Source organism: Pseudomonas sp. PDM26, from assembly GCF_019219185.1.
In the GTDB taxonomy this organism is placed as follows: domain Bacteria; phylum Pseudomonadota; class Gammaproteobacteria; order Pseudomonadales; family Pseudomonadaceae; genus Aquipseudomonas.
On sequence record NZ_JAHUWC010000001.1, the window covers coordinates 854,836 to 880,000 of the forward strand.

Sequence of the window (25,165 nt, forward strand, 5' to 3'; positions counted from 1 at the left end):
GGCTGTCCCTCAGCCACTCAGTCTTCCGGCTCAATTTTTGCTCGCGGAGACAGTCGATGCCCTTCGTAACGATAGACGGACAAGCCCTTCACTACATTGATCAAGGTACCGGCCCGGCTGTACTGCTGGCCGGTAGTTACCTGTGGGACCAGGCCATGTGGGCGCCGCAGATTGCCGCGCTGTCGCAACAGTATCGAGTGATAGCCCTGGACCTGTGGGGGCACGGTGAATCCGGGACGTTGCCTGTCGGTACTGCATCGCTGGATGACGTGGCGCGTCAGGCATTGGTCTTGCTCGACCATCTGGACATCGACCGGGTTACGCTGGTCGGCCTGTCGGTCGGAGGCATGTGGGGTGCGCGCCTGGCCTTATCGGCAGAGCAGCGGATCAACGGCCTGGTGCTGATGGACACCTACGTTGGCGCTGAACCGGAGCCGACTCGCCAGTATTACTTTTCACTGTTGAAGCAGATCGAGGAGGCGGGTTTCATCACTCCGGCGCTGCTGGATATCGTGGTGCCGATTTTCTTCCGGGCGGGCATTGACCCGCAGTCGGCGCTCTACCGGGATTTTCGTGCTTCCCTGGCGGCTCTACCGTTGGATCGCCTGCGTGAAAGCATCGTGCCGATGGGGCGGATTACATTTGGGCGTGATGATCTGTTATCGCGTCTGGGCGAATTGGACGCAGTGAACACGCTGGTAATGTGCGGTGACCAGGACAAGCCCCGGCCACCGAGTGAAGCCCGGGAAATGGCTGAATTGATTGGCTGCCCGTGTGTGCTGGTGCCGGAGGCGGGGCATATTTCCAGTCTGGAAAACCCGGAGTTTGTCACCCAAGCGCTGCTGGCATTTTTAGCTGAGCGCAATCCGGCACAGGGTTAGCGTAAAAGATCGTCCGAACGCGGTCCGAGCCTTCGGACGATCTTTTGATCTTGCTTATTTCGGTCCGAGAATCTTCACCAGTTTGTCCGGCGACGGTGCACCTTGCTGCTGTTGCAGATTACCCTTGTCGTCCATGTAGAAAATCGCCGGTGTCGCCTGCAACTCCAGATCTTCCATCAATTGCATGTTGGCCGTGAACTTTGCCTGAATCACCGGCGGCACTTCCTTCAAGGCCTTGAGCGAGCTGCCCTTGCCAGCAGCTTCGTGATCCTGCAGGGCTTTTTCCGGGTCTTTGGCGGCGAGCAGTGCAGCGGATTTCCCCGGGCTGTCCTCGCGGATGATGCCCACCATGATGTGGCGCAACTGCACCTTGCCGGCCTTGACCCACGGCCGGGCCTGTTCCCAGAACATGTTGCAGTACGGGCAGTTCGGGTCACTGAACAGGTACACCACGCGCGGCGCATCCTTCTTGCCGTCGCCGATCCAGTTGCTGGTTTCGAACTTGGCCCAGACTTCCTTTGCCATCGGGGCATACACCAGTTTCTGCAACGGTGCGCTGCTCAGGTCATTGCCCTCGGCGTCATACAGATTGCCCAGCAACACGTGTTTGCCATCCGGGGTCAGGTACAGCGCCATGCCGCGGCTCTGGTATTGCGCGGCATAACCGCGCAAGCCGTCGGGGGCGTCGAACTGGCCGACGATTTTCGCGCCCTTGGCCTCGATTTTCTTGATGGCATCGGGCAACTCTTCGGCCTGCACCGTTGGCAGGTGAATCAGGGCCGCACCGAGGCTCAGGGTCAGCAGGTGGCGGAGGCGGGACATGGCAATTTCCTTGAAGAGGTGGCGGGTACGGTATCGAAGTTTTCCAGTGCGCGGGCCAGGCTGGCGTCCGACAATTCGCCCAAATGGCTGCCCAGCAGGCGACCTTCGGGGCTGTAGAACAGAGTAGTCGGCAATGCCATGGAGCCGACGGCCTGGCTCAGACGCCCGCCGCCGTCGAACAGCACGTTGGACAGGCTCAGGCCCTGGGTTTCCAGAAAGGTCGCGACGCTTTGCATGCTTTCCGCCTGATTGACGAACAGGAAGGTCAGGTCTGGCCGGTGTTGCTGGGCGTTTTCCAGTACCGGCATTTCCCGGCGGCACGGCGGGCACCAGGTGGCCCAGAGATTGATCACCAACGGGCCGCCCTTGTAGTCGGTCAGTTGCACGGTTTCGCCGGCGGCGTTGCGCAGGGCGATTTCCGGCAGGCGTGTGCCTTGTTCATAAATCGACAGGGAGAACGTCGCCAACAACCAGAACGCCAGGCCACTGGCCACGCCAATGCCCAATGGACGGCGCAAACCCGGGCGACGCCAGCCGCTATACAGTGTGGCAAGCAAAACCACAATCACCCCCGGCCAGGCGAGGAAACCGCCATCGCGCAGGTCTATGACCTGCCACGGATCGTTGCGATAGTGGGCCCAATAGACCACCACGAAACCAACTCGGGCCGCCAGCATGCCCAGTAGAAACAGGCTGAACAGTGCCGACTCGGGGTTGTCACCGCCACGTTTGGCCACCCGCCAGCCGACAAACGTGGCCAGTGCCAGCGCACTGATCAGCAGCAGATGATTAAGCGCAATGGCAAAGGTGCCGAGGGTGAAGGTCAGCATTAACGGGCGTCTCGGGTGTTGGTCCAGCGTTGCAGGAAAGTATCGGCATCGACCTCGCCAGTGATGCGCTGGCTGCGCCGCTCTTCACCGTCAGCACCGATCCACAACAGGCTCGGCGGCCCTGGCACTTTGTAACGGCCGAGCAGTTCGCGGCTGGCTGCATTGTCGGCGGTGACGTCCAGTCGGAGCAAGCGCACGTCGCTCAGGGCCTCCATGACATTGGCTTTGCCGAACACCTGTTTTTCCATGACCTTGCACGACACGCACCAGTCGGCGTAGTAGTCCAGCAGCACCCATTGGCCCTGAGCCTGCGCGGCGTCGAGTTCCCGTTGCAGTGCCTGCGGATCCTTGAGGGTGGTGAAGGCATCGTGGCCAACCGGCACGGCGGCCACCGCCTGGTTCGAGGCGCGGTAGACCTGCAGTGGTTTGAATGGATCATCGCCGCCACCCGCCGCACCGATCACCAACAGGCCACCCCATAAACCGAGCAGCAACGAGCTGGCGCCAAACAGGTGCGCGATACGGCCGAAATCTTTCGACTGTTTCCAGGCGCTGTAGGCCGTGATCAACAGCAGCGCCCCGCACAATCCGACCCACAGGGATTCGTCCAGCACCGGACGCAGCATCAGCAACGCGGTGGCGAGGAACAGAAAGCCAAAAATGCCTTTGACCAGGTTCATCCAGGCGCCGGGTTTGGGCATGAAGCGATTGCCGACGGTCACCAGCAACAGCAGCGGCACGCCGATACCGATGCCCATGGCGAACAGAATCAATCCGCCATGCAACGCGTTACCGCTTTGCGCGATGTAGAGCAGGGCACCGGCCAGCGGTGCGGTCATGCACGGGCCGACCAGCAGGCCGGACAGCGCCCCCAGCACCCCGGCGCCGATCAGATTGCCGCCGCGTTGATTGCGCGAAACGTTTTCCAGGCGATCGCGTACGGCCACCGGCAGTTGCAGTTCGAAGAAGCCGAACATCGGCAGAGCCAGCACCACGAAAACCGCTGCGAAACTGCCCAGCAACCAAGGGTTCTGCAGCCAGGCTTGCAGATTGGCCCCGAGGGAGGCGGCCAGCACACCCATCGCCGCATACACCAGCGCCATGCTGACCACGTAACTGCTGGCCAGGGCGAAACCGCGTTTGGGCGTGGCGCCGCTGCCGACGATCAACCCGGCCAGAATCGGCAGCATCGGCAACGAACATGGCGTGAAGGCCAGCAGCAGGCCCAGGCCGAAGAACAGCAAAAGGCTCCAGCCCAGCGCCCGTTGTTGCAGGCTGCTGGCCAGCGCCTGGTCCGGTGCTTCAGTGGCCGTATTCAACGCATTGGCATTGCCCAGGTCCACGACTCTGGTTTGCGGCGGATAACACAAACCGGCATCGGCACAACCCTGGTAACTGACCTTGACCGTGCCGCTGGCACCCGCCGGAATCTTCAGTTCCAGACCCTGACGGTAGACTTGCTGTTCACCGAAAAACTCGTCGCTGTGGGCTTCACCTTCCGGCAACGCGGGATGCTGCCCGACAGGCAACCCGTCGTACTTCAAGCGTTTCTGGTACAGGTAATAGCCGTCGCTGATCTGCCAATAGAGCTGGGTTTCACCGGATTCCAGACGTTCGGAGGTAAACGTGAATGCTTTATCAACCGGGAGAAATTCAGGTTTGGTGTCGAACGGATTGGTTCCCGCCTGGGCCAGGCCCGCGATCAAAAGGGTAAAAAGTAAAAAAAGACGATGCATGGATAAGCCTTTGCCCTGTGCTAATGAGGTGCACAGTGGCGGATGGTGATTAACCGATGATTAACCGCCCCGGCCTTGTGGCGGTGGCGCTTGCGGCATAATGTCGACTTAATCGGTCAACGGCTTAATAGGCTTTATTTCTACGAGGCTCCCCATGCACGTACTGGTTTGCGAAGACGATGAGCTGATTGCCAGCGGCATTGTCGCCGGCCTGACCGCCCAGGGTCTGACCGTGGAGCACGTCGCCACGGCGTCCGCCGCCCGGGCGATGCTCAAGGTGGCGGAGTTCGATGTCATGGTGCTCGATCTCGGGTTGCCGGACGAAGATGGCCTCAAGCTGCTGCAACAGTTGCGCCATCAAGGCCTGGAGTTGCCGGTTTTGATCCTCACCGCCCGGGACTCGGTCACCGACCGCGTCGATGGCCTGCAAGCCGGTGCGGACGACTATCTGCTCAAGCCGTTCGACTTGCGTGAACTCGCTGCACGCTTGCACACGCTGTTGCGGCGGGTGGCGGGGCGCAGCGTCAACCTGATCGAACACGGTGCCCTGACCTACGACCCGAGCAGCCGCGAAACCACGCTCGCGGGACAACCGGTGGACCTGTCGCGCCGCGAACAGTCGCTGCTGCAAGCCTTGTTGCACAACCGTGGGCGGGTGCTGTCCACCGAGCAACTCAAGGACAGCGTCTATGGCTTCAACGACGAACTGGAAAGCAATGCCCTTAACGTCCATATCCATCACCTGCGGCGTAAGCTCGGCAATGGCATTGTCGAGACCGTGCGCGGCCTGGGTTATCGCCTGGGGCCGGCTGATGGCGGAGAAGAACCGAAGTGATGAGTCTGCGTTTGCGCCTGAGCCTGACGCTCGGCGCCGCATTTGCCTTGATCTGGGCCCTGGCTGCGGCCTGGATGCTCAGTGATCTGCGCAATCAAATGATGTTTTCCCTCGACCAGCGCCTGGTGGCGTCGGCACGCATGGTCGCCGGCCTGATGGAGCAATTGCCACCTGTGTCGAACAAGGGCGAGGGCACTCATTTCAGCGCCGAACAACTGAACATTCCGGGTGGCATGGCGTGCCAGGTCAGCTCATTGCGCGGTGAAATCCTCGCCCGTAGTCACACCGATCCGCAGCAGGCCCTGGAGGCCGAGAAACTCGGTTTTCACGATCAGATGATCGACGGCGCGCCATGGCGCAGTTTCACCTTGGCCCGGGGCGATCTGCGCATCACCACCGCCGACCGGCAGATCGAGCGCGAGGCGTTGAACATGTCGATCCTGCTGGCCGCTTCGGTGCCGGTGGGCGTGGCGCTGCTCGGTTGCCTGTGTTTGCTCTGGCTGGGCATCGGCCAGGGGCTGGCGCCGCTCAACCGCATGCGCGACGCCTTGATGCGCCGCAGCGCCGACTCCCTCGAACCCTTGCAGATCCAGCCGTTGCCCAGCGAGTTGCAACCCCTTCTGGAAACCCAGAACCAGTTGCTCCAGCGCATTGGCAAGACCATCGAGCGCGAACGTCGCCTGACCGGGGACGCGGCCCACGAACTGCGCAGCCCGCTGACCGCGATCAAGACCCACCTGCAAGTGGCGCGCATGACTGACGGCAGCGCCCGGGACCAGTCCCTGGCCCGGGCCGAAGAGGGCGCCGACCGCATGCACCGGACCCTCGAACAATTGCTGTTGCTGGCGCGCGTCGAGGGCAGTCTGTCGTTTGACGACGGTGTGCAATGCAACGCCGAGCAAGTGGCGAAACTGGCGATCCAGGACGCGGCGAGCGGCGATCGCCAGCGCATCAGGTTTCAGGCCCCGGGCAAGGTTTCCGCCGCGCCGGTACAAATGCCCGCCGTGCTGTCGATTGCCGCGCTGCGCAACTTGCTCGACAACGCACTGCGCCATACCCCCGCCGACAAAGCGGTGGAGTTGAGCCTGGAAACCACCGGCAATCGTGTGCAGTTCGTGGTGCGCGACCATGGGCCGGGGATTGCCGAAGAAGATCTGCAACACCTGACCCAGCGTTTCTGGCGCAACGGCCAGAGCACCGGTTGTGGTCTGGGGCTGGCGATTGTCCAGGCCATCGTTCAGCGTTGCGGTTGTACGTTGCAATTCGATAGCCGGCCAGACGGCTTGCGGGTTGAGCTGACGATGCCGTTGCAACCCGTCTGAAAAACACCACATACCACTGTAGGAGCGAGCTCGCTCGCGATGATCGATAACGATAACGCGTGCTTTCTGAATGCACGCGGTGTTCTTGAGTCCATCGCGAGCAGAGCTCGCTCCTACAGAGGTTTCCGTGTTACCGCCTAAATCCCTCAAGCGCTGATGCGTTTCCAGAACAGGAAAACCTTATTGAGGGGTCGAGAGATGTCAGTCGCTACCAGCCTTATCGAAGAGCAGCCGGCGACGCCCGCCGAGACGCTTTATCAATTCAACGAATCGCCATTGCTCGCGCGTCAGAGCCGGCAGGAATCCAACGCCCGCAGCTATCCGCGACGCATTCCCCTGGCGCTCAAGCGCGCCAAGGGCATTTACGTCGAGGATGTCGAAGGCCGCACGTTCATCGACTGCCTGGCCGGTGCCGGGACCCTGGCCCTGGGGCATAACCACCCGGTGGTGATCGAAGCCATTCAACAAGTGCTGGCCGATGAACTGCCGCTGCATACCCTGGACCTGACCACGCCGGTCAAAGACCAGTTCGTTCAGGACCTGTTCGGCCTGTTGCCGCCAGCGCTGGCTGGCGAAGCGAAGATCCAGTTCTGTGGCCCCACTGGCACCGACGCCGTGGAAGCTGCACTGAAACTGGTGCGCACCGCCACCGGCCGTAGCACCATGATCTCGTTCCAGGGCGGTTATCACGGCATGAGTCAGGGCGCGTTGAGCCTGATGGGCAGCCTCGGGCCGAAAAAGCCCTTGGGCGCCTTGCTCGGCAGCGGCGTGCAGTTCATGCCGTACCCATACGATTACCGCTGCCCGTTCGGGCTCGGCGGCGCGCAAGGGGTCAAGGCCAACCTGAGTTACCTGGAAAACCTGCTCAACGATCCCGAGGCCGGCGTGCAATTGCCGGCGGCGGTGATCGTGGAAGTGGTGCAGGGCGAGGGCGGGGTGATCCCGGCGGATCTGGACTGGTTGCGCGGTGTGCGGCGGATCACCGAACAGGCGGGTGTCGCGCTGATCGTCGATGAAATCCAGAGCGGTTTCGCTCGCACCGGCAAGATGTTCGCCTTCGAGCACGCCGGGATCACTCCCGATGTCGTGGTGATGTCCAAGGCCATCGGCGGCAGCCTGCCGCTGGCGGTGGTGGTCTACCGTGACTGGCTCGACACCTGGCTGCCGGGTGCCCATGCGGGGACGTTCCGTGGCAACCTGATGGCCATGGCCGCCGGTTCCGCAGTGATGCGTTATCTGGTCGAACACAAGGTCTGCGAACATGCCGCCGCCATGGGCGATCGGCTGGCCGAACACCTGCGTATCCTGCAACGGGACTTCCCGCAACTGGGTGACATTCGTGGTCGTGGCTTGATGCTCGGTGTCGAGTTGGTCGACCCGTCGGGCGTGCTGGATGCCCAAGGTCATCCGCCGGCTTTCGCCCGCCTGGCACCGCTGGTTCAGCGCGAATGCCTCAAGCGTGGCTTGATCCTGGAACTCGGTGGTCGCCATGGCGCGGTGGTGCGTTTCCTGCCGCCACTGGTGATTACCGCAGTCGAAATCGATCGTGTGGCCGAGATTTTCGGCCGGGCCCTGACCGCCGCCACCATCAGTCTTTAAATTTTCCGCCCTGCGGACCGTTCCTTCTACATAACGGCTGTGCACACGGCGCAGTCCGCCCGATAACGATGGAGAGACACCATGACGTCAGTATTCGACCGCGAGGACATCCTCTTTCAGGTCGTGGTCAACCACGAAGAGCAGTACTCGATCTGGCCCGACTACAAAGCCGTGCCACAAGGCTGGCGCACCGTGGGCAAAAGCGGGCTGAAAAAAGAATGCCTGGCCTACATCGAAGAAACCTGGACCGACATGCGCCCATTGAGCCTGCGGCAGAAAATGGATGAGCAGGCGGCTGTGGCGCGCTGATTCGTCATGCAAAAAGAAGCCCGCTGGACTGGTGACAGTCAGCGGGCTTTTTCATATCTGGAGTTTTGTGCACAAGAAACTTGTATGCGGCGCGTAATCCTGTAGGAGCTGGCTTGCCAGCGATGGGCTCATAGGCACCGCGTTCATCCATCAAGTACTTGTCTTCGTTAACGTCCTTCGCTGGCAAGCCAGCTCCTACAGGATTACGCACCACTCAGCCCCTTGATCAGCAAGTCCACATTCCCCTCCAGCTCCGCCACCGGATCCTCGGCATCGGTACTCAACACCACCAACCGGCTACCCGACCCGGCAATCACCGCTTTCAGCGCGTCCGGCGGCTGCCGGTGATGCAGCACTACCGCCACGTCATTGTCCTTGAGCGTTGTGCCCAGTTGCTCGAGCGCCTCGGCTGTCCATTCGGCATCCGGGCGTGTGTCCTGGCCAATCGATTCCAGGTTGAGGCTGCCGATCAGGTAGCCGAAATGATCGCTGAGGCTCATCACACTGAGGTTATCCGCATTGGCCAGCCGCGCTTCGCTGTCGGCGCTGAGTTTGAGCAACCGCTGCTTGAGCGCCGCCAGGTTCGCCTCGATTTTCGGCTTGGATTCGGGAGCCAGGCGTACCAGATCCGCCGCCATCACATCGGCCATGCGCCCCATGTTATTGCTGGAGAACCACGGCTGGCTGTTCAGCCCGTCGACCTTGTTGTCGGGTTGCACGGCAATGCCGGGCAGGGCGCCATCCACCGGGCGTGCGGCATCGACTTCGACGATGCGGATATTGCTGCGCCGGGAGATCGGGTACAGCGGGTCATCCGGCCACAGTGAGCGCAGGCCGATCACCGCGTCGGCATCGTTCGCCAGTCCGGCCAGCGCCGGGGCACCCCGGCCGGTGAAGTAGGCGGTCTGGCGGCTGCCGGGCAGGTTGGCCGGCGCAGCGCGTTCGAGGCTGACATCGGTACCTTTGAGCAGCACCTCACCGAGACCATAAGTTATGGGCAAGGAGGCCAGCACGCGCAGCGATCTGCCGCTGCCAGCGGCGAAGGTCGAGGTGGTCAACCCGCACAGGGCAACGGCGAGGGTCAGTCGGCGCAGTGAAAGAATCATTTATCCAAGGTTCCCTTTCAGGCTGGGGACAACGCCGCGCGCGAGAGCGGCCAGAGCAAAGGCGATACCGGCCACCAGAATGATCGCGGCGCCGGACGGAATCGGCAGATCGAAGACAATCGGTGCGAGAATCCCGCACAGTGTGCTGACGGTGGCGATCAGCACCGAACACCAGAAAAAGCCTTTCAGCGACTGGCTGAGCAAGCGTGCCGCCGCGGCCGGGATCACCAACAGGGCGCCGACCAGAATCGCGCCGATGACCTTCACGGCGGCGACGGTGATCAGCGTCACCAGAATCACGAACAGATAATCCAGGGTCTTCACCGCCACCCCGCGCACCGCCGCCAGTTGCGGATTGAAACTGGCGAGCATGATGCGGTTGTACAGCGGCAAGGCCAGGGCCATCACCAATGAACCGACGATGGCCAGCACCAGCAGGTCATTGCCGTTGACCGTCAGCACCGAACCGAACAGCACGTTTTCCAGGATGTGCACGTTGATCTTGCCCGCCAGAATCAGCAGCAGGCTCGCGCCCAGGGCAAGCGATACCGAGAGAAACACACCGATCAAGGTGTCTGGCGCCAGGCCGGTGCGGTTGCGCAGGTAGTTGAGCAAAATGCCGAACAGCAGGCAGTAGCCGAACAGGCTGCCGTAAGGCCCGGTGTAGGGTTCACCGAGCAGGATGCCGATGGCCACGCCGGTCAGCGCAGCATGACCGACCGCCTCGGAGAAAAACGCGAAGCGCTTGACCACCACCAGCGTGCCCAGGCCCCCTAGCACCGGGCCGATCAGCAGGCCGGCGATCAAGGCGTTGACCACGAACCCATAGGCCAGCGCCTCGGGCAGATAACCCGACGACGCCCAGCTCTGGACCATCAGGCGAAAAGCTTCGTAACTCATCAGGCAAGACTCCGCGGGTGAGTCGAGAACAGCGTCAACAGACGCTCCGGTGTCAGCGCCTGTTGCGGCTTGGCGTCGAACAGCACCCGGCGATTGAGCCCGGTAACGTGATCGGCCAGGCGCCCGACCGCTTCCAGGTCGTGCTCGATCCACAGCACGGTAATCCCCGCCGCTCGCCAGTCACCGAGCAGGCGTTCGAACACCCGGATGCCGGCCTCATCGAGGGCCGACATCGGCTCATCGAGCACCAGCAATTGCGGGGGTGGAATCAGCCCCTGGGCCAGCAACACCCGTTGCCGTTCGCCGCCGGACAGCGCGCCCATGCGGCGCTTGCGTTTGTCCTGCATGCCGACCCGTCCGAGGGCCTCGCCAATCGCCGTCGCGTAGTGTTTGCTCAAACCGAGGAAGGCCGGGCGACGCTGGCACATGGCGGCCATGAAATCGTCGACCGTCATCGGCAAGCCCCGGTCGAACTCCAGCGCCTGCGGCACATAGCCGATGGTGCCGGGTTCGCCCGGCCAATGCAGGCTCAAGCGGCCCTGATGGGGCATTTGCCCGAGCAGGGTCTTGATCAGTGAGCTCTTGCCGCCGCCGTTGGGGCCGACCAGTGCATGCACGCTGCCGGGGCGGACCTTGAAGGTCACCTTGTCGAGGATCGTCGTGCGTCCGAGGGTCAGGCTGACATCGGCAAAATCCAGCGCCGGGCCCGAAACCTGTGGGAGCGGCGGTGCGACGATTCGACTTGCTCGCGAATGCGGTATGTCAGTTGACGATGATGCTGACTGACCGGACGCCTTCGCGAGCAAGCTCGCTCCTACAGGGTATTCGGCGTTATTGGCGTTGAGCGTTTCTTTCGATGTCATGCGCCCGACTCCTGAATCGCCCGCACCACGGTGTCGAGGTTGCCGGTCATTTCCTTTTCGTACTTGTCGGCGGTGTAATCCCCGTAAGAGATGTGCGACAGCGGATACAGCGTCACCCCGGACTCGCGCTGAATGGTCTCGACGTAAGTGGAAGGAAAATCCATCTCCGAGAAGATCACCTTCACGTCCAGCTCGCGCAGTTGATCGATGGTTTTTTTCAATTGGCTCGGGCTCGGTTCGATGCCATGGGCCGGTTCGACCACGGCTGTCACTTCCAGGCCGAATTCACGCAGCAGATAGTCGTAGGCCGCGTGCACCGTGGCCACCCGCAGTTCCGCGTTCGGTGCCTGGGTCAGTTTGGCCAGGGCGTCGGCGCGCATCTTGCGCAGGCGCTTGCTGTAGGCGCGGGCGTTCTCGGTGTAGGTCCTGGCGTTGGCTGGGTCGCGCTTGCCCAGCTCCCGGGCGATGTTGTTGACCTGGGCGATGGAGGCGCTGATCGACAGGAAGGTGTGCGGGTTCACCACTTTGCCGGCACCGCGGGCGGCGACGCCGGTGGCGGCCAGCAGCGGCACGTTTTCGTTGGCCTCGATCACCGGCACATTCGGGGTTTCGCTGGCGGCGATCATGCGGTCGGCGAAGTCGTCATGGCCGACGCCGTTGAGCACGATCACGTCCAGCCCGCCGATGCGCTTGATGTCTTCGGCGCGGGGCTCGTAGGCATGCGGGTTGAAACCGGCCGGAATCAGCGGCACCACCTCGGCCTTGTCGCCGACGATGTTCGCCACGTAGCTGTAGTAAGGATGCAGGGTGATGCCGATGCGCAGGCGCTTGGCCTCTTCGGCGTTGGCCAGTGATGGCAGCAGGCACGCCAGCAGGCCGATCAGCAGCAGGCGCAAGTAAGAACGTTGAGATGAAATGAGCATGGGAAGCGGGCTTCTCTCGGGTTAAGGCGAGGGTTCAGTGCCGGTGCTGGCGGGTCACGCCGGCATCGAATTGCGCGACGATCTGTTGCCAGCCAGCGCTTTCGAGCGCGGCGTCGCTAAGGTCGGTCGGTGCCGTGAGCGTGCCGGCGCGGTTGAGCCAGATGTCCGGGGCGTCATCGGTTGCGGTCAAGCGCATCAGGAATGAACCGGCGACCGTTGGGGTCTGGCTCTGGCCGAAATAGGCCTTGGCCTCGAGCAATTGCCAGGCATGACCGCCACGGCTGACGGCGCTGGCATCCCGGGCAAACGGCGCAAGACCTTCCTCGGCGAGCACCTCGGGCGTCGGCAGCGCTTGCTGTTCCTGGCGCAGCAAATGAATTTCGTCCAGCGTCACCCGCAAATCGGCGTAGATACCTTGCTCGGAGGCACTGAGGTCACGCCGCGCATCCAGTTGATGGCTGCCGACGCTGCTCGCCTCATGGGATTCACCGCGCCAGAGCACCACCGAGCCTGCCACCGCCAGGATCATCAGGCACAGCAGCAGAACGTAGAGGGTTTCGTGCCCGGCACCCGCCGGGCGCACGACTTGGGTCGTTGGAGTGCTCATGGTGCCTCGATGTCCGCTTGGTCGATTTCCACGACGTGACCGGGGCCGGCATCGAACAGCACATAGAACTCGGCGCCGGGTTTCTTGAAAGTCAGGGTCGAATCAGGCCCGAGCTTGCCCGGCAGCAGAATGGTTTCGTCGTAGCCGATCACATCGAGAGTCACGCCCGGCGCGCCGCTGCCGTCGGAAAAACCGCCGGTGCACTTGATCTGCTCCGTGTCGATGGCCTTGCATTCGCACATCGGGTTGTGGGCCAGGGCGCTGGCGCTGAAGCCGGCGCAGAGCACCAACAACAGGGCGTTGAGCGAGCGAAGAGGTTTGATCATGGTTTGCCTCCTGGTTTGTTCAACCAGGCGATGGTGGCGGGGGAGGCCTGGCTCAAAGGAATGGATGCCTGATGCATGGCGCCATCCCAGCCTTCCATGGTGATCCACAGTTCGGCGTCGGCCGTGGTCTTTTCCGGGACGGGCAACGAAGCGCCCATGCGGTACGGGGTGCCAAAGAAAATCACCCCGGCGGCGCGCAGGCTGCGGGGCTTGCCGATGCGCAGGTAAGTGGCCTTGACCTGGCCGATGCAGGCTTCGCACAGCGCGGCGTTGAAGCCCTTCATGTAACCGGCCGGGCCATCGAGCATGGGCGCGGCGTTACGCAATTCCGCCAGGCGCAGGCTCCAGGGACCGACCTGGACTTCGCCGACTTCCCGTTCGCCCAAACCACTGTCGCCACGCATCAGCGACTCGTCGGCGAAATACCTGGGCATTAAGCCGAGAGGAATCAGCAGCAACAGGACGTTCAGGTGATAGCGCCATTTGTGCCAGAACAGGCTAAGGCGCGAGGGTTGTGAGACCGCAGTGTCTTTACTCACAGATTGACCTCCGACACTTCGTTGCTCGTGGCCGGTTGCGCAGTGGAACCACGCGGTTTCTTGTTGCTGCGCTTGAAGGCATTGGCCGTGGCCAGTGCCGTGCGCTTGGTCCAGATCAGCAGACCGCTGAGCACCATCATGCTCAGCAGCAGGCCGAAGAACGCCCAGATCAGCTTGATCCACAGTCCGCCGAAATCACCGGTGTGCAGCGGGCGCATGGACTCGGTGACGAACTCCAGGGCCGAACGGTCGGAAATCAGGCGCGAGGCGGCGACTTCGCCGTTGTACGGGTTGAGGGTCGCGGTCTGGAACATCAACGGATACCAACCGCGTCCCCCGACATCCAGATGGCTGTAGGCATTGCCCGGCAGGCTGACGAAACTGGCCTCCAGCCCGGAGATTTTCTGCGTGGCGATTTCAACCGCGCGGTCCAGGTCGATCCGCGGCGGGGGCGAGCCATCGGGCGACAGCGGTACCGCTTCTCGGGCCATCGCCGGAATGATCTTTTCCGTGGAAATTGAAATCTGGTTGTCGGACAGCAATGCCTGGATCAGGAACCAGGTGCCGGTGATGGAAATCACTGCGATGAACCAGATCGACCAGATACCGCTCAAGCGGTGAAAGTCGCCCCAGAAAATCCGCGCGCCGTGGCGAATGCGCAGGGTCGGGCGGAAAAAACCTTTCCAGAAACGTTTGTAGACCACTAGCCCGGTGATCAGCGACGCCAGCAATGGCAAACCGAGAAACGACACGAGGTACCAGCCCCAGCTATAGCCATTGGTAAAAGGCACCAGCCACCAAGCGTGCAGCGCGCGGGTGAAGGCGCGGAAGTTGAACTCCGGCGCGACACCCTGGATCACGCCGCTGTACGGATTGACATAAATCACCACCGAGCGCCCGTCGGGGTAGCTGACTTCGACATCCAGGGCGAAGTGCGATTCGTCGGGGCGACTGATGCTCTGCACTACGGTCTGCGGTTCGGCGCTGTTGATGGCCTCGATGACCTGCTGATAGCTGAGCAGCGGAGCATCGTCCGAGGGCTGGCTGGCGCGCATTGGCGGGTTGGCCAGCCAGACGATTTCCTGGCTGATGACGGCCAGGGTCCCGGTCACACAGACGATCAGCACGAAAAACCAGATCGGCAATGCCAGCCAGCTATGGACCAGGAACCAGATTTTTGAACGGGACTTCTTTGACATGTTGAAGGTCTTGGCTAGATGAGAGGCCGCTCGGCTGCGGGCTTCGCAGGGATGAGCGCCCTGAAGGTCCGGTCGTGGCTTTTGCCTGCGCGACAGGACTGCATCTAGGTAGGACGGATGAGCAGGGGAAATCCCGAAAGGGGAAATGAAAGAAAATGTTTCGCATTGCCGACAGGTCAGGGGCGGGCATGCTTGCGCAAGTGATCAGCAAATCGGCGGTGCTGTTGAAGGCGGGGCCCCAGTTGGAACGAGCCTGCTCGCGAAGAGGCCCGCTCCAACACCAAGGATTTCAACCCTGGGCAAACATCTCCTTCGCCCGTTGCTCGATCTGCGCCTGGGTCAGGTCTTCCTTGCGCGTGGCCAGGAACCACAGGTGCCCGTAGGGATCCTTCAAGGTCCCTGAACGGTCGCCGTAAAACTGATCCTTGACCTGCGATACAACGGTTGCGCCGGCATCGATCGCCTGTTTGTAGGACTTGTCGACATCCTGCACGTACAAATGCAGACCCACGGACGGGGAATTGTCCGGGTTGCTCAGCGGCCCTTGATCGCACGGTGTGCCCAGCATGATCGGGCAATCGCCGATGCGCAGTTCGGCGTGGCCGACACCGCCATCGGGCATGTTCAGGCGCATGACTTCAATGGCGCCGAAGGCTTTTTTGTAGAAGGCGATGGCTTCGGCGGCTTTGTTGATGCCCAGGTAGGGGGTGATGCTGTGATACCCCTCTGGAATGGGTTTGACGCTCATGATGGATCTCCCTGTTCCGATTGTGAGAATAGAAAGTACCTCTGCCGTTATACGACCGAATAAATATAGGTCAGCCTGTTTCGTACTCAGCGAGTGTCCGACGAGCAGCAATGCCATTCAACTGCCATCAAGCCGGCTCCCACCGGTGCGTCTCCGGCTCGCGTTCCCCCGGCACATCGACAATGATCGCCATTTCTTGATAGCCACTATTGAAAGCGTTGATTTCTGCTGTCCGGGAGGCGCGGGTAGCCTGTGTTCATTGCCTCGAACCCAGTCGCCAGGACGCCAAAAATGAAACCGATGATCGCAACGATGCTGATGCTCGCCGTCTCCGTACTCGCCGGATGTGCCAGCCATGTTTCCCCCGAGCTTCGCCCTTACACCGCTGAAGAAAGCCAGGAACTGGCGCTGGAAGCGCTGAACCGCCGTGGACTGTCCTTCGACGAATACCACGCGAAAAAAGCCGAACTGCTCGGCCAGCCGCAAAAGTCGTTCAACTTCGACAACCAGGGTGAAATGAACGCCGGGCGATCTGTACAGCTTCACGGTCGTCCAAGCTGAGGCGAAACTGTACTGCTCCAAGTTTCGCGTAACTGTCCATGGGTTTCGCCCTGGGTGTGCGATAGGGTCAACACCTGACCGACCCTGACGGACTACCACCCATGACGCTCTCTCTCGACCTGCTGCTGGGCTTCGCCCTGTTTGCCCTCGTCACCTCGATCACACCCGGCCCGAACAACACCATGTTGCTGGCATCCGGGGTGAACTTCGGCTTCAACCGCACGATTCCGCACATGCTCGGCATCACTTGTGGCTTCTTTGTACTCGTGGTGGCGGTTGGTTTTGGCCTTGGCGCGGTGTTCCAGACTTATCCTTTGCTCTACACCGTACTGCGTTATGTGGGGGCGGCGTATTTGCTGTATCTGGCGTGGAAAATCGCCCATTCCGGGCCAATGTCGGAGAGCCAGCAGGGCGAGGCGAAACCGATCAGTTATCTGGGCGCCGCCGCGTTCCAGTGGGTCAATCCCAAAGCCTGGATCATGGCCATTGGCGCCATCAGCACCTACACACCGATGCAGGGTTACTTCACCAATGTGATCGTGATCGCGGCTGTCTTTGCGATCATCAACCTGCCGAGTGTCGGTGTCTGGGCCGCTTGCGGCACGCTGTTGCGCAACGTTCTGAAGGATCGCCGCTGGCTGCGCCTGTTCAATTGGGGCATGGCTGCGCTGCTCGTGGGTTCGCTGTATCCGCTGTTGCTCGAAAGCTTTAGCTGATGCATTGCTTCAACCGGTTGCCCGATGCCTGTTAAGCTGACTTTTCAGGAGCGTTCCTACGCACTTTTAAATGAAGTAGTTCTTCTTTAACGGCATCCGATCGGGTATTGGTACGTTCTGAAAACAGCGCGCAGCTCACAAGGCTGCGCTTTGCCGTTTGCAGTTACGAGCTTCCTGATCCCGGAACACGCTCTGCGAGTCTTTTATGAATAAACGTCCGTTGTATTTCGATTACGCCGCCACCACGCCAGTGGATGAGCGGGTCATCAAGGTGATGGTCGAGTGTCTGGGCTTTACCGGCAATTTCGGCAACCCGGCCTCCAGCTCCCACGCATTCGGCCAGCAGGCCCGGCAATCGGTGGAGCAGGCGCGACGCCAGGTCGCTGAACTGGTCGGCGCGACGCCCGAGCAGATCGTCTGGACCTCCGGCGCCACCGAATCCAACAACCTCGCGCTCAAAGGCGTGGCTCAGGCCCGTGGCATTGGCGGCGGCCATATCATCACCAGCCAGATCGAACACAAGGCCATTCTCGATACTGCGAAGCAACTGCAGGATGCCGGTGTCGCGGTGACTTATCTGGTGCCGGACGCCGAGGGACTGATCACGGCGCAAGCGGTCAGCCGCGCCATGCGCGAAGACACCTTCCTGGTGTCACTGATGCTGGTCAACAACGAACTGGGCACCCTCAACGACATTCCCGCCATCGGTCAGGTCGTGCGTGATCGCGGGGCGTTGTTCCATGTCGACGCAGCACAGGGCGCGGGCAAAGTGGCCATCGATCTCGGGCAGTGGCCGGTGGACCTGATGTCGTTTTCCGCGCACAAACTCTATGGCCCCAAAGGCATTGGTGCGTTGTACGTCGGTCCGCGTGCACAACAGCGTTTGCAGGCGCAGATCCATGGCGGCGGGCATGAGGGCGGTTTGCGTTCCGGCACCCTGGCGACCCATCAGATCGTGGCCATGGGCTTGGCTTTCGCCCTGGCGGCAGCGTCCTTCGATGAAGAGAAAGCAGTCATCGTGCGTTTGCGTGAACGCTTGCTCGAGCAGTTATTGAGCATTCCCGGTGTGCGGCTCAATGGCAGCCCGACCCGGCGCATCCCCCATACGCTGAGCCTGACCTTCGACGAAGGTGAGTTCAACTCGGCAGCGTTGCTGGCCTCGATCGCGTTTTCCGCGACCTCGGCCTGCAATTCCGCGAGCAATACCCCATCTCATGTACTGCTGGCCCTGGGGCATGATTCCCGCTCGGCCAGTCGCACCATCCGCTTGAGCCTCGGGCGCTTCACCACCGAGCAGGACATCGACCAGGCGGTTCAACTGATCAAGGCAGCCTGCGCCAGTGCTCCGGCATTCTGGCAATAAGGCGACGAAGCGCCGGCGCTGATCGGCACCCAACAATAATGATGAAGTGGTTAGCAGGAGATTCGATGAATACGCAGCTTTCGATCAATGGATCGGTGCCTCAGCGCCTGGCGCAAACCCGCGAATTGATGAGCCGGGAGGGCATTCACGCCTTGCTGGTGCCTTCGGCCGACCCGCACTTGTCCGAATACCTGCCGGGCTATTGGCAAGGGCGCCAGTGGCTGTCGGGTTTCCATGGTTCGGTCGGCACCTTGATCGTGACCCCGGATTTTGCCGGCGTCTGGGCCGACAGCCGTTACTGGGAGCAGGCGACCAAGGAGCTCAAGGGCAGCGGCATTGATCTGGTCAAGCTGCAACCGGGTCAACCCGGACCGCTGGAATGGCTGGCCGAGCAAACCCCCGAGGGTGGCGTTGTCGCGGTCGATGGCGCGGTCATGGCCGTGGCTTCGGCACGGACCCTGGGCAGCAAGCTTGAAGAACGTGGCGCCCGTCTGCGCACCGACATCGACCTGCTGAGCGGAGTCTGGAACGACCGCCCAGGCCTGCCGAACGAACCGATCTATCAGCACTTGCCACCACAGGCGACCGTCAGCCGTGGCGAAAAACTCGCCAAACTGCGTGAAACCCTTCAGGCGCGAGGTGCCGACTGGCATTTCATCGCCACCCTGGATGACATCGCCTGGCTGTTCAACCTGCGTGGCGGCGACGTGTCGTTCAACCCGGTGTTTGTTTCCTTCGCCTTGATCAATCAGCAACAGGCCACGCTGTTCGTTGCCTTGAGCAAAGTCAGCACCGAACTGCGCGCCATCCTCGAACAGGACGGCGTGACCTTGCGCGATTACAGCGAGGTCGCCGCCGCTCTGCGTGCCGTGCCGAGCGGTGCGAGCCTGCAAGTCGACCCGGCGCGGGTCACGGCGGGGTTGCTGGACAACCTCGACAGCGGGGTGAAGCTGATCGAGGGCCTGAACCCGACTACCCTGGCCAAATCGCAAAAAAGCCTGGCCGATGCCGAACACATTCGTAAGGCCATGGAGCAGGACGGCGCAGCGCTGTGCGAATTCTTCGCCTGGCTGGACTCGGCGCTGGGGCGCGAGCGCATCACCGAACTGACCATCGACGAAAAACTCACCGCGGCCCGTGAGCGCCGTCCGGATTATGTGTCGCTGAGTTTCAACACCATCGCCGCGTTCAACGCCAATGGCGCGATGCCGCACTACCACGCCACCGAAGAAGAACACGCGGTGATCGAAGGGGACGGCCTGCTGCTGATCGACTCCGGTGGCCAGTACCTGGGCGGCACTACCGACATCACGCGGATGGTGGCGGTGGGCACACCGACCGACGAGCAAAAGCGCGATTGCACCCGCGTGCTCAAGGGGGTGATTGCCTTGTCCCGCGCGCAATTCCCCAAAGGCATTCTGTCGCCGTTGCTCGATGCCATCGCCCGTGCGCCCATCTGGGCGGAAAGTGTCGATTACGGTCACGGCACCGGTCATGGCGTCGGTTACTTCCTGAACGTCCACGAAGGTCCGCAAGTCATCGCCTATCAGGCCGCACCTGCACCGCAAACCGCGATGCAACCGGGCATGATCACCTCCATTGAGCCGGGCACCTATCGTCCGGGTCGTTGGGGTGTGCGGATCGAAAACCTGGCGATGAACCGTGAGGCAGGCAAGAGCGAATTCGGCGAGTTCCTGAAGTTCGAAACGCTGACCCTTTGCCCGATCGACACAGGTTGTCTGGAAACATCGTTGCTGTCGGACGAGGAAAAACAGTGGTTCAACGCCTACCACGCCGAAGTGCGTGAGCGTCTGAGTCCGTTGGTCGAGGGTGCTGCACTTGAGTGGCTGAACACTCGCACTGCGGCGATCTGATCGGGTGCAGCTATTGGTTTCTGTGTAGCTCAGGCGCTTTATCCAGCGCCTGAGCCATATAGTCGACAAAGGCTTTGACCCTGGCGGATTGGCGACGATTCGCCAGGGATACGGCATAAATTGGCAGCGACAACGTACTGTAGTCCTGCAAAATCGCGCTCACCCGGCCGGCGCTCAGGTCTTCGCTGAATAGCCACACCGGTGACAGTGCAATCCCCAATCCCCCCAGCACCATTTCGCGGATCGCCTCGGAATTGTTGCTCTGCGCATTGCCCTTGATCCGCACTTCGTGGCGTTGGGCGTCTTTTGTGTACACCCACAGGTTTTGACTGCTCAGCAGGTTGAACATCAGGCAGTTGTGCCTGCCCAGTTCCTGCGGCGTTTGCGGTTGGCCGTTTTGCCTGAGGTAGTCAGGTGATGCGACGGTCACACGGTGGGTACTGCCGACATGGCGAGCGATCAGGCCGCTGTCGTTCAGGGCACCGATCCGGAATGTGACGTCCAGCCCTTCGCCGACCAGATCCAGGTTTTGGTCGCTCAGTTGCAGGTCTATCTGTACGTCAGGGTAGTGTTTGAGAAAGTCCGGCAACCGGGGGGCGATCTGCAGGCGTCCGAAACTCACCGACGAGCCGATTTTCAGAGGTCCGGCGACCTTTTCCCGACCGGACTGGAAGCTATGTTCTGCCGCATCCACGGCGGCGAGGATGGTCCGGCATTCGTTGTAATAACGCTGACCTTCGTCTGTCAGGGATAACTTGCGGGTACTGCGGGCAATCAGCTTTCCGCCCAATCGGGTTTCCAGTGTTTGCAACACTTTGCTGATGGTCGGCTGGCTGGTCTGCAACTCCCGGGCAACGGCGGAAAAACTGCCCCGTTCGACCACCCGCACGAAAATCGCCATTGCATTGAGTTTGTCCACGGGATCGCTCATTGATGCCGTAATGGAATGGTCACTATAGCGGCATGGCGTCTTATCGGCATGAGTTGAGCAAGACAAAATCGGTCCTGCATTCACTACTGATGGGACATGGCGAAATGACTGACTCACTGAATATGCGCGCTCTGATGGTCGACTCGGCCAATGCGCCGTTACGTTTGGTTTCCATTGCACGGCCCGTGCCGCAGGCGGGGCAGGTACTGGTCAGGATCAAGGCCAGCGGTGTCAATCCGCTGGACGGCAAAATCCGCTCCGGGCAGGCGACCCATGCGGCTCAACCATTACCGGCGATAGTGGGGATGGATCTGGCCGGGACTGTAGAGGCGTTAGGGGAGGGCGTCAGTGGCTGGCTGCCGGGGGATGACGTATATGCCATGGCCACCGGTATTGGTGGTATTCAAGGTTCATTGGCCGAGTACGCGGTGGTCGACGCGCGACTGTTGGCTCGCAAACCACACAACTTGAGCATGCGTGAGGCTGCCGGTTTGCCGCTGGTGCTGATCACCGCTTGGGAAGGTCTGGTCGACCGGGCTCGCGTTCGGCTCGGGCAGAAGGTATTGATCCATGGTGGCGCCGGTGGCGTTGGCCATGTCGCGGTGCAAATCGCCCGCGCTTTTGGCGCAGAAGTTTTTGCCACGGGCTCTGCCGGGCAGCAGTCGATTATCGAAGGGTTCGGCGCGACGTTTATCGATTACCGCAAGTCTTCGGTTGAAGACTATGTGGCCGAGCATACGGCCGGTGAGGGCTTCGACATTGTCTATGACACAGTGGGGGGTGAAACGCTGGATGCGTCATTCAAGGCAGCACGGATGTATCACGGTCATGTGCTCAGTTGCCTGGGGTGGGGGCAGCACAGCCTGGCACCGCTTTCCTTCCGCGGGGCGACTTACTCCGGTGTCTTCACTTTGCTGCCGCTCCTGACCGGCAAGGGGCGTGAGCATCACGGCGAGATTCTGCACGAGGCGGCGCAGTTGATTGAAGCTGGCAAGATCGCGCCGTTGCTTGACCCGCACTCGTTCACGCTGGAATCGGCAGAAGCCGCCCATGTACTGCTCTTGTCAGGAGCGGCAAAGGGGCGGTTGGTGGTCGAGGTTTAACTCAGGGCCTCGAGTACGAAGTCCAGTCGATCCTGGCCGAAGTACAGTTGGTCATCGACGAACATGCTTGGCGCACCGAACACTCCTCGCTGCACGGCTTTTTCGGTGTTGTCCTTGAGCGTTGCCTTTACAGTTTCGTCGGCGGTCAGTGCCAGCACCTCATTAGGGTCGAAACCGTTGCCTCTCAGTACCGCCGCCACGGTTGCCGGGTCATTGAGGTTGCAGCCTTCGACCCACAGGGCCTTGAACAGGCAGTCAATGAAGGCGACAAAGCGCTCGGGCTGGTGCAACTGAATGCCGGTCACGGCACGCATCAGCACCAGGGTGTTGATCGGGAAATGCGGATTGAACTTCAGTGGCACGCCGTAGCGCCGGGCATAACGGTCCAGGTCCTGAATCATGTGGCGGCCTTTGGCCGGAATGGTCGCCGGGGAAGCATTGCCGGTGGCCTTGAACACACCGCCGAGCAGGATCGGGATGTAGATCAGTTGGCTGTCGGTTTGCTCACAGATTGCCGGTAGCTGGGTATACGCCAGGTAAGTGGTGGGGCTGCCCAGGTCAAAAAGGAATTCCACGGTTTTGCTCATGGTCGATGCGCTCTGCTTATTGTTGTAGGGAATGTCTTACCAGCGTTCGCTCCAGGGGCGAAGGTCCAGTTCGAAAGTCCAGGCGTCGCGGGGCTGGCTGTGCAGGTACCAGTAATTCTCGGCAATGTGTTCGGGGTTGAGGATGCCGTCCTGACCCTTGGTCGCGTATTTCTCGGGGAAGCTGTCGCGGATGAAATCGGTATCGATGGCGCCGTCGACGACGACATGGGCAACGTGAATGTTCATCGGGCCGAGCTCTCGGGCCATGCTTTGCGCCAGTGCACGAATGCCGTGCTTGGCACCGGCAAATGCGGCGAACCCGGCAGCGCCACGCAGGCCTGCAGTGGCGCCGGTGAACAGGATCGTACCCCGTTGGCGCCTGGCCATGCGCTTGGCTACTTCACGCGCGTTGAGAAAGCCGGAAAAACAGGCCATTTCCCAAATCTTGAAATACTTGCGGGCGGTTTCTTCGAGAATGCTGCACGGCACGTTGGCGCCGATGTTGAACACGAACGCCTCGATGGGGCCGATCTCGCTTTCGATCCGCTCGACCAGCGCGATCACGTCTTCCTCCTTGCGTGCATCGCAGGCAAAACCGTGGGCCTCGCCACCATCGGCCTTGATGGCATCCACCAATGGCTGGAGTTTGTCCGCACTGCGGCGAGTGACGCAGGCGACAAAACCCTCCTGGGCAAAACGCTTGGCAATGGCGCCGCCCGTGGCATCACCTGCACCGACAACCAGTACGACCTTCTTGTTATTCATGGGTAGATCCCTTTTGGTAAACGATCGTTAACTAAACGAACGTTATGCTATGATTCGACAGACGTCAAGGTGAGCAATTCAAGGGGAAGGGCAATGCGCTATTCGGCCAGTCACAAGCTGGAAACCAGGCAAAGGCTGCTGGAAAGCAGTGCGGTATCGGCCAAGAAGTCCGGATTTTCAACGGTGGGCGTGGACGGCCTGATGAAAGCGATTGGCTTGAGTGGCGGCGCCTTCTATAGCCACTTCTCGTCGAAAGACGAGTTGTTCGCAAGCATAGTCGAGCGTGAGTTGGGTCAAAGTCTGGCGCGACTGGGAGAAGGGCAGGACCGTGACAAGCTTGAGCGCTGCTTGAAACAGTACCTGAGCATGTCTCACGTCGAGAATCCGGAAACCGGTTGTGCATTACCGGCATTGGGGGCGGAAATTGCCCGTGCCGACCTGACAGTCCGCCAACAGGCAGAGCACTGGATTTGTCGGCTTCAGGAACGTTGGGCGGGTGTTTTGCAAAGCGACAGCCTGGCGTGGGCGATTCTGTCGCAATGTATTGGCGCGCTGGTCGTGGCGCGCATGCTGGCTAGCCCGGATATCCAGCGCACAGTGCTGAAGTCCAGCTATGAGGAAATCGGCCGTCAGATCGCAAGTCCGAGAACCTGACGCAACGGCCCTGCCTATTTGCAGATGACAATCATGCTACGGCTGGTATAGCCCGCAGGATTGAGGCCAAACGGGTAATCGCCGGGCTCTTCCACGGCATCTCCCGACTTGGCGATGACCTTGTATCCCTTGGGGGCGCAGGAATTGGCGGCGCTGGCGTAGCACTTGTCCCAGGATGAAGACAGTCCGGAACAGTTGATGTGCAGCCCTTTCCTGCCGTGCTTGATCTGTGTTTCCGAGGTCGCTGCGCAGCCTGCAATTGCAAGTACGGCGACCAGTATCAAAAATCGTCTCATTACTGTCCTTATAGCGTCCCCGGATCTTGTGCCCGGGTCTGGCTGCATTCGCTTTCGCTTGACGCGTACCGATGTCCCTATCTGGATTTGTCCATGGCATGACCTTGGGTTGCGGGGCTAAACATGGCCTAGTTGAGCGGCAAATACCAGACCCGTGTCATATCCGCGCTCAATCTGCCGCTACTGCTGGCCTGGCGGCAGTGCTCATGGTCATGGTTGCGCCGACGGAGGCCAGGATGATGCACAGGATTGCCATCCACTGCGACAGTGAGAGGTATTCATGCAGGAACAGCAAGCCCGATAACGCACCGAAGGCAGGCTCAATGCTCATCAATGTGCCGAAGGTTCTGGCCGGCATGCGGGTCAGAGCGACCATCTCCAGGGTGTAGGGGAGGGCAGTGGACAAGACGGCGACGCCAAGGGCCACGGGGATCAGTGACGGGGTCAGCAATGCGGAGCCAGCATGGACAATACCGATAGGGGCTACAAAGAGCGCAGCGATCATTACCCCCAGTGCGGCGGTTTGCACGCCATTATCGGCCCCGGCCTTTTGGCCAAACAGAATGTACAGTGCCCAGCAGACCCCTGCACCCAAGGCATAACCGGCGCCTACCAGATCGATTCCTGTGGTCGCTTCTCCCGTTGGTATCAGTAACAGCAAGCCGACGGCAGCCAGGGCGATCCACAAAAAGTCGATCGCGCGACGCGAGGCATAGATCGCCACGGCCAGTGGGCCGGTGAATTCAAGCGCCACCGCGATGCCCAGCGGG

At 61.2% G+C, this 25,165-nt stretch carries 28 protein-coding genes (1 of these 28 cut by a window edge); 11 read left to right on the top strand and 17 right to left on the bottom strand.

Annotated features, from left to right (window positions below; genetic code table 11):
* Positions 1-56: 56 nt before the first annotated feature.
* The gene (locus KW849_RS03915) at positions 57-881 is read left to right on the top strand and encodes an alpha/beta fold hydrolase (protein WP_218427791.1); all 825 of its coding nucleotides are present in this window, start codon (positions 57-59) and stop codon (positions 879-881) included.
* Positions 882-935: 54 nt separating this feature from the next.
* On the opposite strand, the gene dsbG is transcribed toward KW849_RS03915, so the two are convergent.
* From dsbG to dsbD, 3 genes are read right to left on the bottom strand one after another with little or no spacing between them, the layout of a single operon-like run.
* Positions 936-1,703, bottom strand: coding sequence for a thiol:disulfide interchange protein DsbG (gene dsbG, locus KW849_RS03920; protein ID WP_218427794.1), 768 nt, complete (start codon positions 1,701-1,703; stop codon positions 936-938).
* On the bottom strand, positions 1,679-2,533 hold the full coding sequence (locus tag KW849_RS03925) for a TlpA disulfide reductase family protein (protein WP_218427796.1): 855 nt from the start codon (positions 2,531-2,533) through the stop codon (positions 1,679-1,681). Before KW849_RS03925 ends, dsbG begins: the two co-directional genes overlap by 25 nt.
* A complete protein-coding gene (gene dsbD / locus KW849_RS03930) occupies positions 2,533-4,269 on the bottom strand; it encodes a protein-disulfide reductase DsbD (RefSeq protein ID WP_218427798.1) in 1,737 nt (578 codons plus the stop codon). Before dsbD ends, KW849_RS03925 begins: the two co-directional genes overlap by 1 nt.
* A gap of 154 nt (positions 4,270-4,423) precedes the next feature.
* Here dsbD and KW849_RS03935 point away from each other — a divergent pair, with 154 nt between their 5' ends.
* From KW849_RS03935 to KW849_RS03950, 4 genes are all read left to right on the top strand, one after another.
* Entirely contained in the window at positions 4,424-5,104 is a 681-nt protein-coding gene (locus KW849_RS03935; protein WP_108219588.1) for a response regulator, read from the top strand.
* Entirely contained in the window at positions 5,101-6,426 is a 1,326-nt protein-coding gene (locus KW849_RS03940; protein ID WP_218427800.1) for an ATP-binding protein, read from the top strand. The genes KW849_RS03935 and KW849_RS03940 overlap by 4 nt, the downstream gene beginning before the upstream one ends.
* Before the next feature lie 198 nt (positions 6,427-6,624).
* The gene (locus KW849_RS03945; protein ID WP_218427803.1) at positions 6,625-8,025 is read left to right on the top strand and encodes an aspartate aminotransferase family protein; all 1,401 of its coding nucleotides are present in this window, start codon (positions 6,625-6,627) and stop codon (positions 8,023-8,025) included.
* An 81-nt stretch (positions 8,026-8,106) separates the two neighbouring features.
* Positions 8,107-8,334: an MbtH family protein gene (locus KW849_RS03950; RefSeq protein WP_108219585.1), complete on the top strand. Its 228-nt coding sequence runs from the start codon at positions 8,107-8,109 to the stop codon at positions 8,332-8,334.
* A gap of 203 nt (positions 8,335-8,537) precedes the next feature.
* On the opposite strand, the gene KW849_RS03955 is transcribed toward KW849_RS03950, so the two are convergent.
* From KW849_RS03955 to KW849_RS03995, 9 genes are all read right to left on the bottom strand, one after another.
* On the bottom strand, positions 8,538-9,440 hold the full coding sequence (locus KW849_RS03955) for a metal ABC transporter solute-binding protein, Zn/Mn family (RefSeq protein ID WP_218427805.1): 903 nt from the start codon (positions 9,438-9,440) through the stop codon (positions 8,538-8,540).
* The gene (locus tag KW849_RS03960) at positions 9,441-10,340 is read right to left on the bottom strand and encodes a metal ABC transporter permease (protein WP_218427807.1); all 900 of its coding nucleotides are present in this window, start codon (positions 10,338-10,340) and stop codon (positions 9,441-9,443) included.
* On the bottom strand, positions 10,340-11,203 hold the full coding sequence (locus KW849_RS03965) for a metal ABC transporter ATP-binding protein (protein ID WP_256357028.1): 864 nt from the start codon (positions 11,201-11,203) through the stop codon (positions 10,340-10,342). The genes KW849_RS03960 and KW849_RS03965 overlap by 1 nt, the downstream gene beginning before the upstream one ends.
* Complete coding sequence (locus KW849_RS03970; protein ID WP_218427810.1) at positions 11,200-12,126, bottom strand: metal ABC transporter substrate-binding protein; 927 nt, start codon at positions 12,124-12,126, stop codon at positions 11,200-11,202. Before KW849_RS03970 ends, KW849_RS03965 begins: the two co-directional genes overlap by 4 nt.
* Positions 12,127-12,160: 34 nt before the next feature.
* Entirely contained in the window at positions 12,161-12,733 is a 573-nt protein-coding gene (locus tag KW849_RS03975) for a DUF6162 family protein (protein ID WP_218427813.1), read from the bottom strand.
* The gene (locus KW849_RS03980; protein WP_218427815.1) at positions 12,730-13,059 is read right to left on the bottom strand and encodes a hypothetical protein; all 330 of its coding nucleotides are present in this window, start codon (positions 13,057-13,059) and stop codon (positions 12,730-12,732) included. Before KW849_RS03980 ends, KW849_RS03975 begins: the two co-directional genes overlap by 4 nt.
* Positions 13,056-13,598 (bottom strand): thiamine pyrophosphate-binding protein, encoded by a 543-nt coding sequence (locus KW849_RS03985; protein WP_218427817.1) that lies wholly within the window; start codon positions 13,596-13,598, stop codon positions 13,056-13,058. Before KW849_RS03985 ends, KW849_RS03980 begins: the two co-directional genes overlap by 4 nt.
* On the bottom strand, positions 13,595-14,797 hold the full coding sequence (locus tag KW849_RS03990; protein ID WP_218427819.1) for a PepSY domain-containing protein: 1,203 nt from the start codon (positions 14,795-14,797) through the stop codon (positions 13,595-13,597). The genes KW849_RS03985 and KW849_RS03990 overlap by 4 nt, the downstream gene beginning before the upstream one ends.
* Positions 14,798-15,086: 289 nt before the next feature.
* Positions 15,087-15,545 (bottom strand): VOC family protein, encoded by a 459-nt coding sequence (locus KW849_RS03995; protein WP_116264831.1) that lies wholly within the window; start codon positions 15,543-15,545, stop codon positions 15,087-15,089.
* A 291-nt stretch (positions 15,546-15,836) separates the two neighbouring features.
* Here KW849_RS03995 and KW849_RS04000 point away from each other — a divergent pair, with 291 nt between their 5' ends.
* The 4 genes from KW849_RS04000 to KW849_RS04015 all read left to right on the top strand — a co-directional run bounded on the left by KW849_RS04000 (position 15,837) and on the right by KW849_RS04015 (position 20,059).
* The gene (locus tag KW849_RS04000; protein WP_218427822.1) at positions 15,837-16,106 is read left to right on the top strand and encodes a hypothetical protein; all 270 of its coding nucleotides are present in this window, start codon (positions 15,837-15,839) and stop codon (positions 16,104-16,106) included.
* 101 nt (positions 16,107-16,207) lie between these two features.
* Complete coding sequence (locus KW849_RS04005; protein ID WP_007993943.1) at positions 16,208-16,822, top strand: LysE family translocator; 615 nt, start codon at positions 16,208-16,210, stop codon at positions 16,820-16,822.
* Between the two features lie 205 nt (positions 16,823-17,027).
* On the top strand, positions 17,028-18,185 hold the full coding sequence (locus KW849_RS04010; RefSeq protein WP_218427824.1) for a cysteine desulfurase family protein: 1,158 nt from the start codon (positions 17,028-17,030) through the stop codon (positions 18,183-18,185).
* A 65-nt stretch (positions 18,186-18,250) separates the two neighbouring features.
* A complete protein-coding gene (locus KW849_RS04015) occupies positions 18,251-20,059 on the top strand; it encodes an aminopeptidase P family protein (protein WP_218427826.1) in 1,809 nt (602 codons plus the stop codon).
* Between the two features lie 10 nt (positions 20,060-20,069).
* Here the strand turns inward: KW849_RS04015 and KW849_RS04020 are convergent, their stop codons facing one another.
* On the bottom strand, positions 20,070-20,990 hold the full coding sequence (locus KW849_RS04020) for a LysR family transcriptional regulator (RefSeq protein ID WP_218427828.1): 921 nt from the start codon (positions 20,988-20,990) through the stop codon (positions 20,070-20,072).
* Positions 20,991-21,094: 104 nt separating this feature from the next.
* Here KW849_RS04020 and KW849_RS04025 point away from each other — a divergent pair, with 104 nt between their 5' ends.
* Entirely contained in the window at positions 21,095-22,093 is a 999-nt protein-coding gene (locus KW849_RS04025) for a zinc-dependent alcohol dehydrogenase family protein (protein ID WP_218427830.1), read from the top strand.
* On the opposite strand, the gene KW849_RS04030 is transcribed toward KW849_RS04025, so the two are convergent.
* Together KW849_RS04030 and KW849_RS04035 are read right to left on the bottom strand one after the other, a co-directional pair.
* Positions 22,090-22,680: a 2-hydroxychromene-2-carboxylate isomerase gene (locus KW849_RS04030; RefSeq protein WP_218427832.1), complete on the bottom strand. Its 591-nt coding sequence runs from the start codon at positions 22,678-22,680 to the stop codon at positions 22,090-22,092. The genes KW849_RS04025 and KW849_RS04030 overlap by 4 nt on opposite strands.
* Before the next feature lie 36 nt (positions 22,681-22,716).
* Positions 22,717-23,445, bottom strand: coding sequence for an SDR family oxidoreductase (locus KW849_RS04035; protein WP_218427834.1), 729 nt, complete (start codon positions 23,443-23,445; stop codon positions 22,717-22,719).
* 93 nt (positions 23,446-23,538) lie between these two features.
* Here KW849_RS04035 and KW849_RS04040 point away from each other — a divergent pair, with 93 nt between their 5' ends.
* Positions 23,539-24,099: a TetR/AcrR family transcriptional regulator gene (locus KW849_RS04040; protein ID WP_218427836.1), complete on the top strand. Its 561-nt coding sequence runs from the start codon at positions 23,539-23,541 to the stop codon at positions 24,097-24,099.
* A gap of 14 nt (positions 24,100-24,113) precedes the next feature.
* On the opposite strand, the gene KW849_RS04045 is transcribed toward KW849_RS04040, so the two are convergent.
* Positions 24,114-24,395, bottom strand: a complete 282-nt coding sequence (locus KW849_RS04045) for a hypothetical protein (protein ID WP_218427838.1) — start codon at positions 24,393-24,395, stop codon at positions 24,114-24,116.
* Between the two features lie 169 nt (positions 24,396-24,564).
* Positions 24,565-25,165: the 3' portion of a threonine/homoserine exporter RhtA gene (gene rhtA / locus KW849_RS04050; RefSeq protein WP_218427840.1), read on the bottom strand. Its footprint extends 287 nt past the window's final position; 601 of the gene's 888 nt are visible here — the last part of the coding sequence; its start codon lies off the right edge, out of view; it ends in the stop codon at positions 24,565-24,567.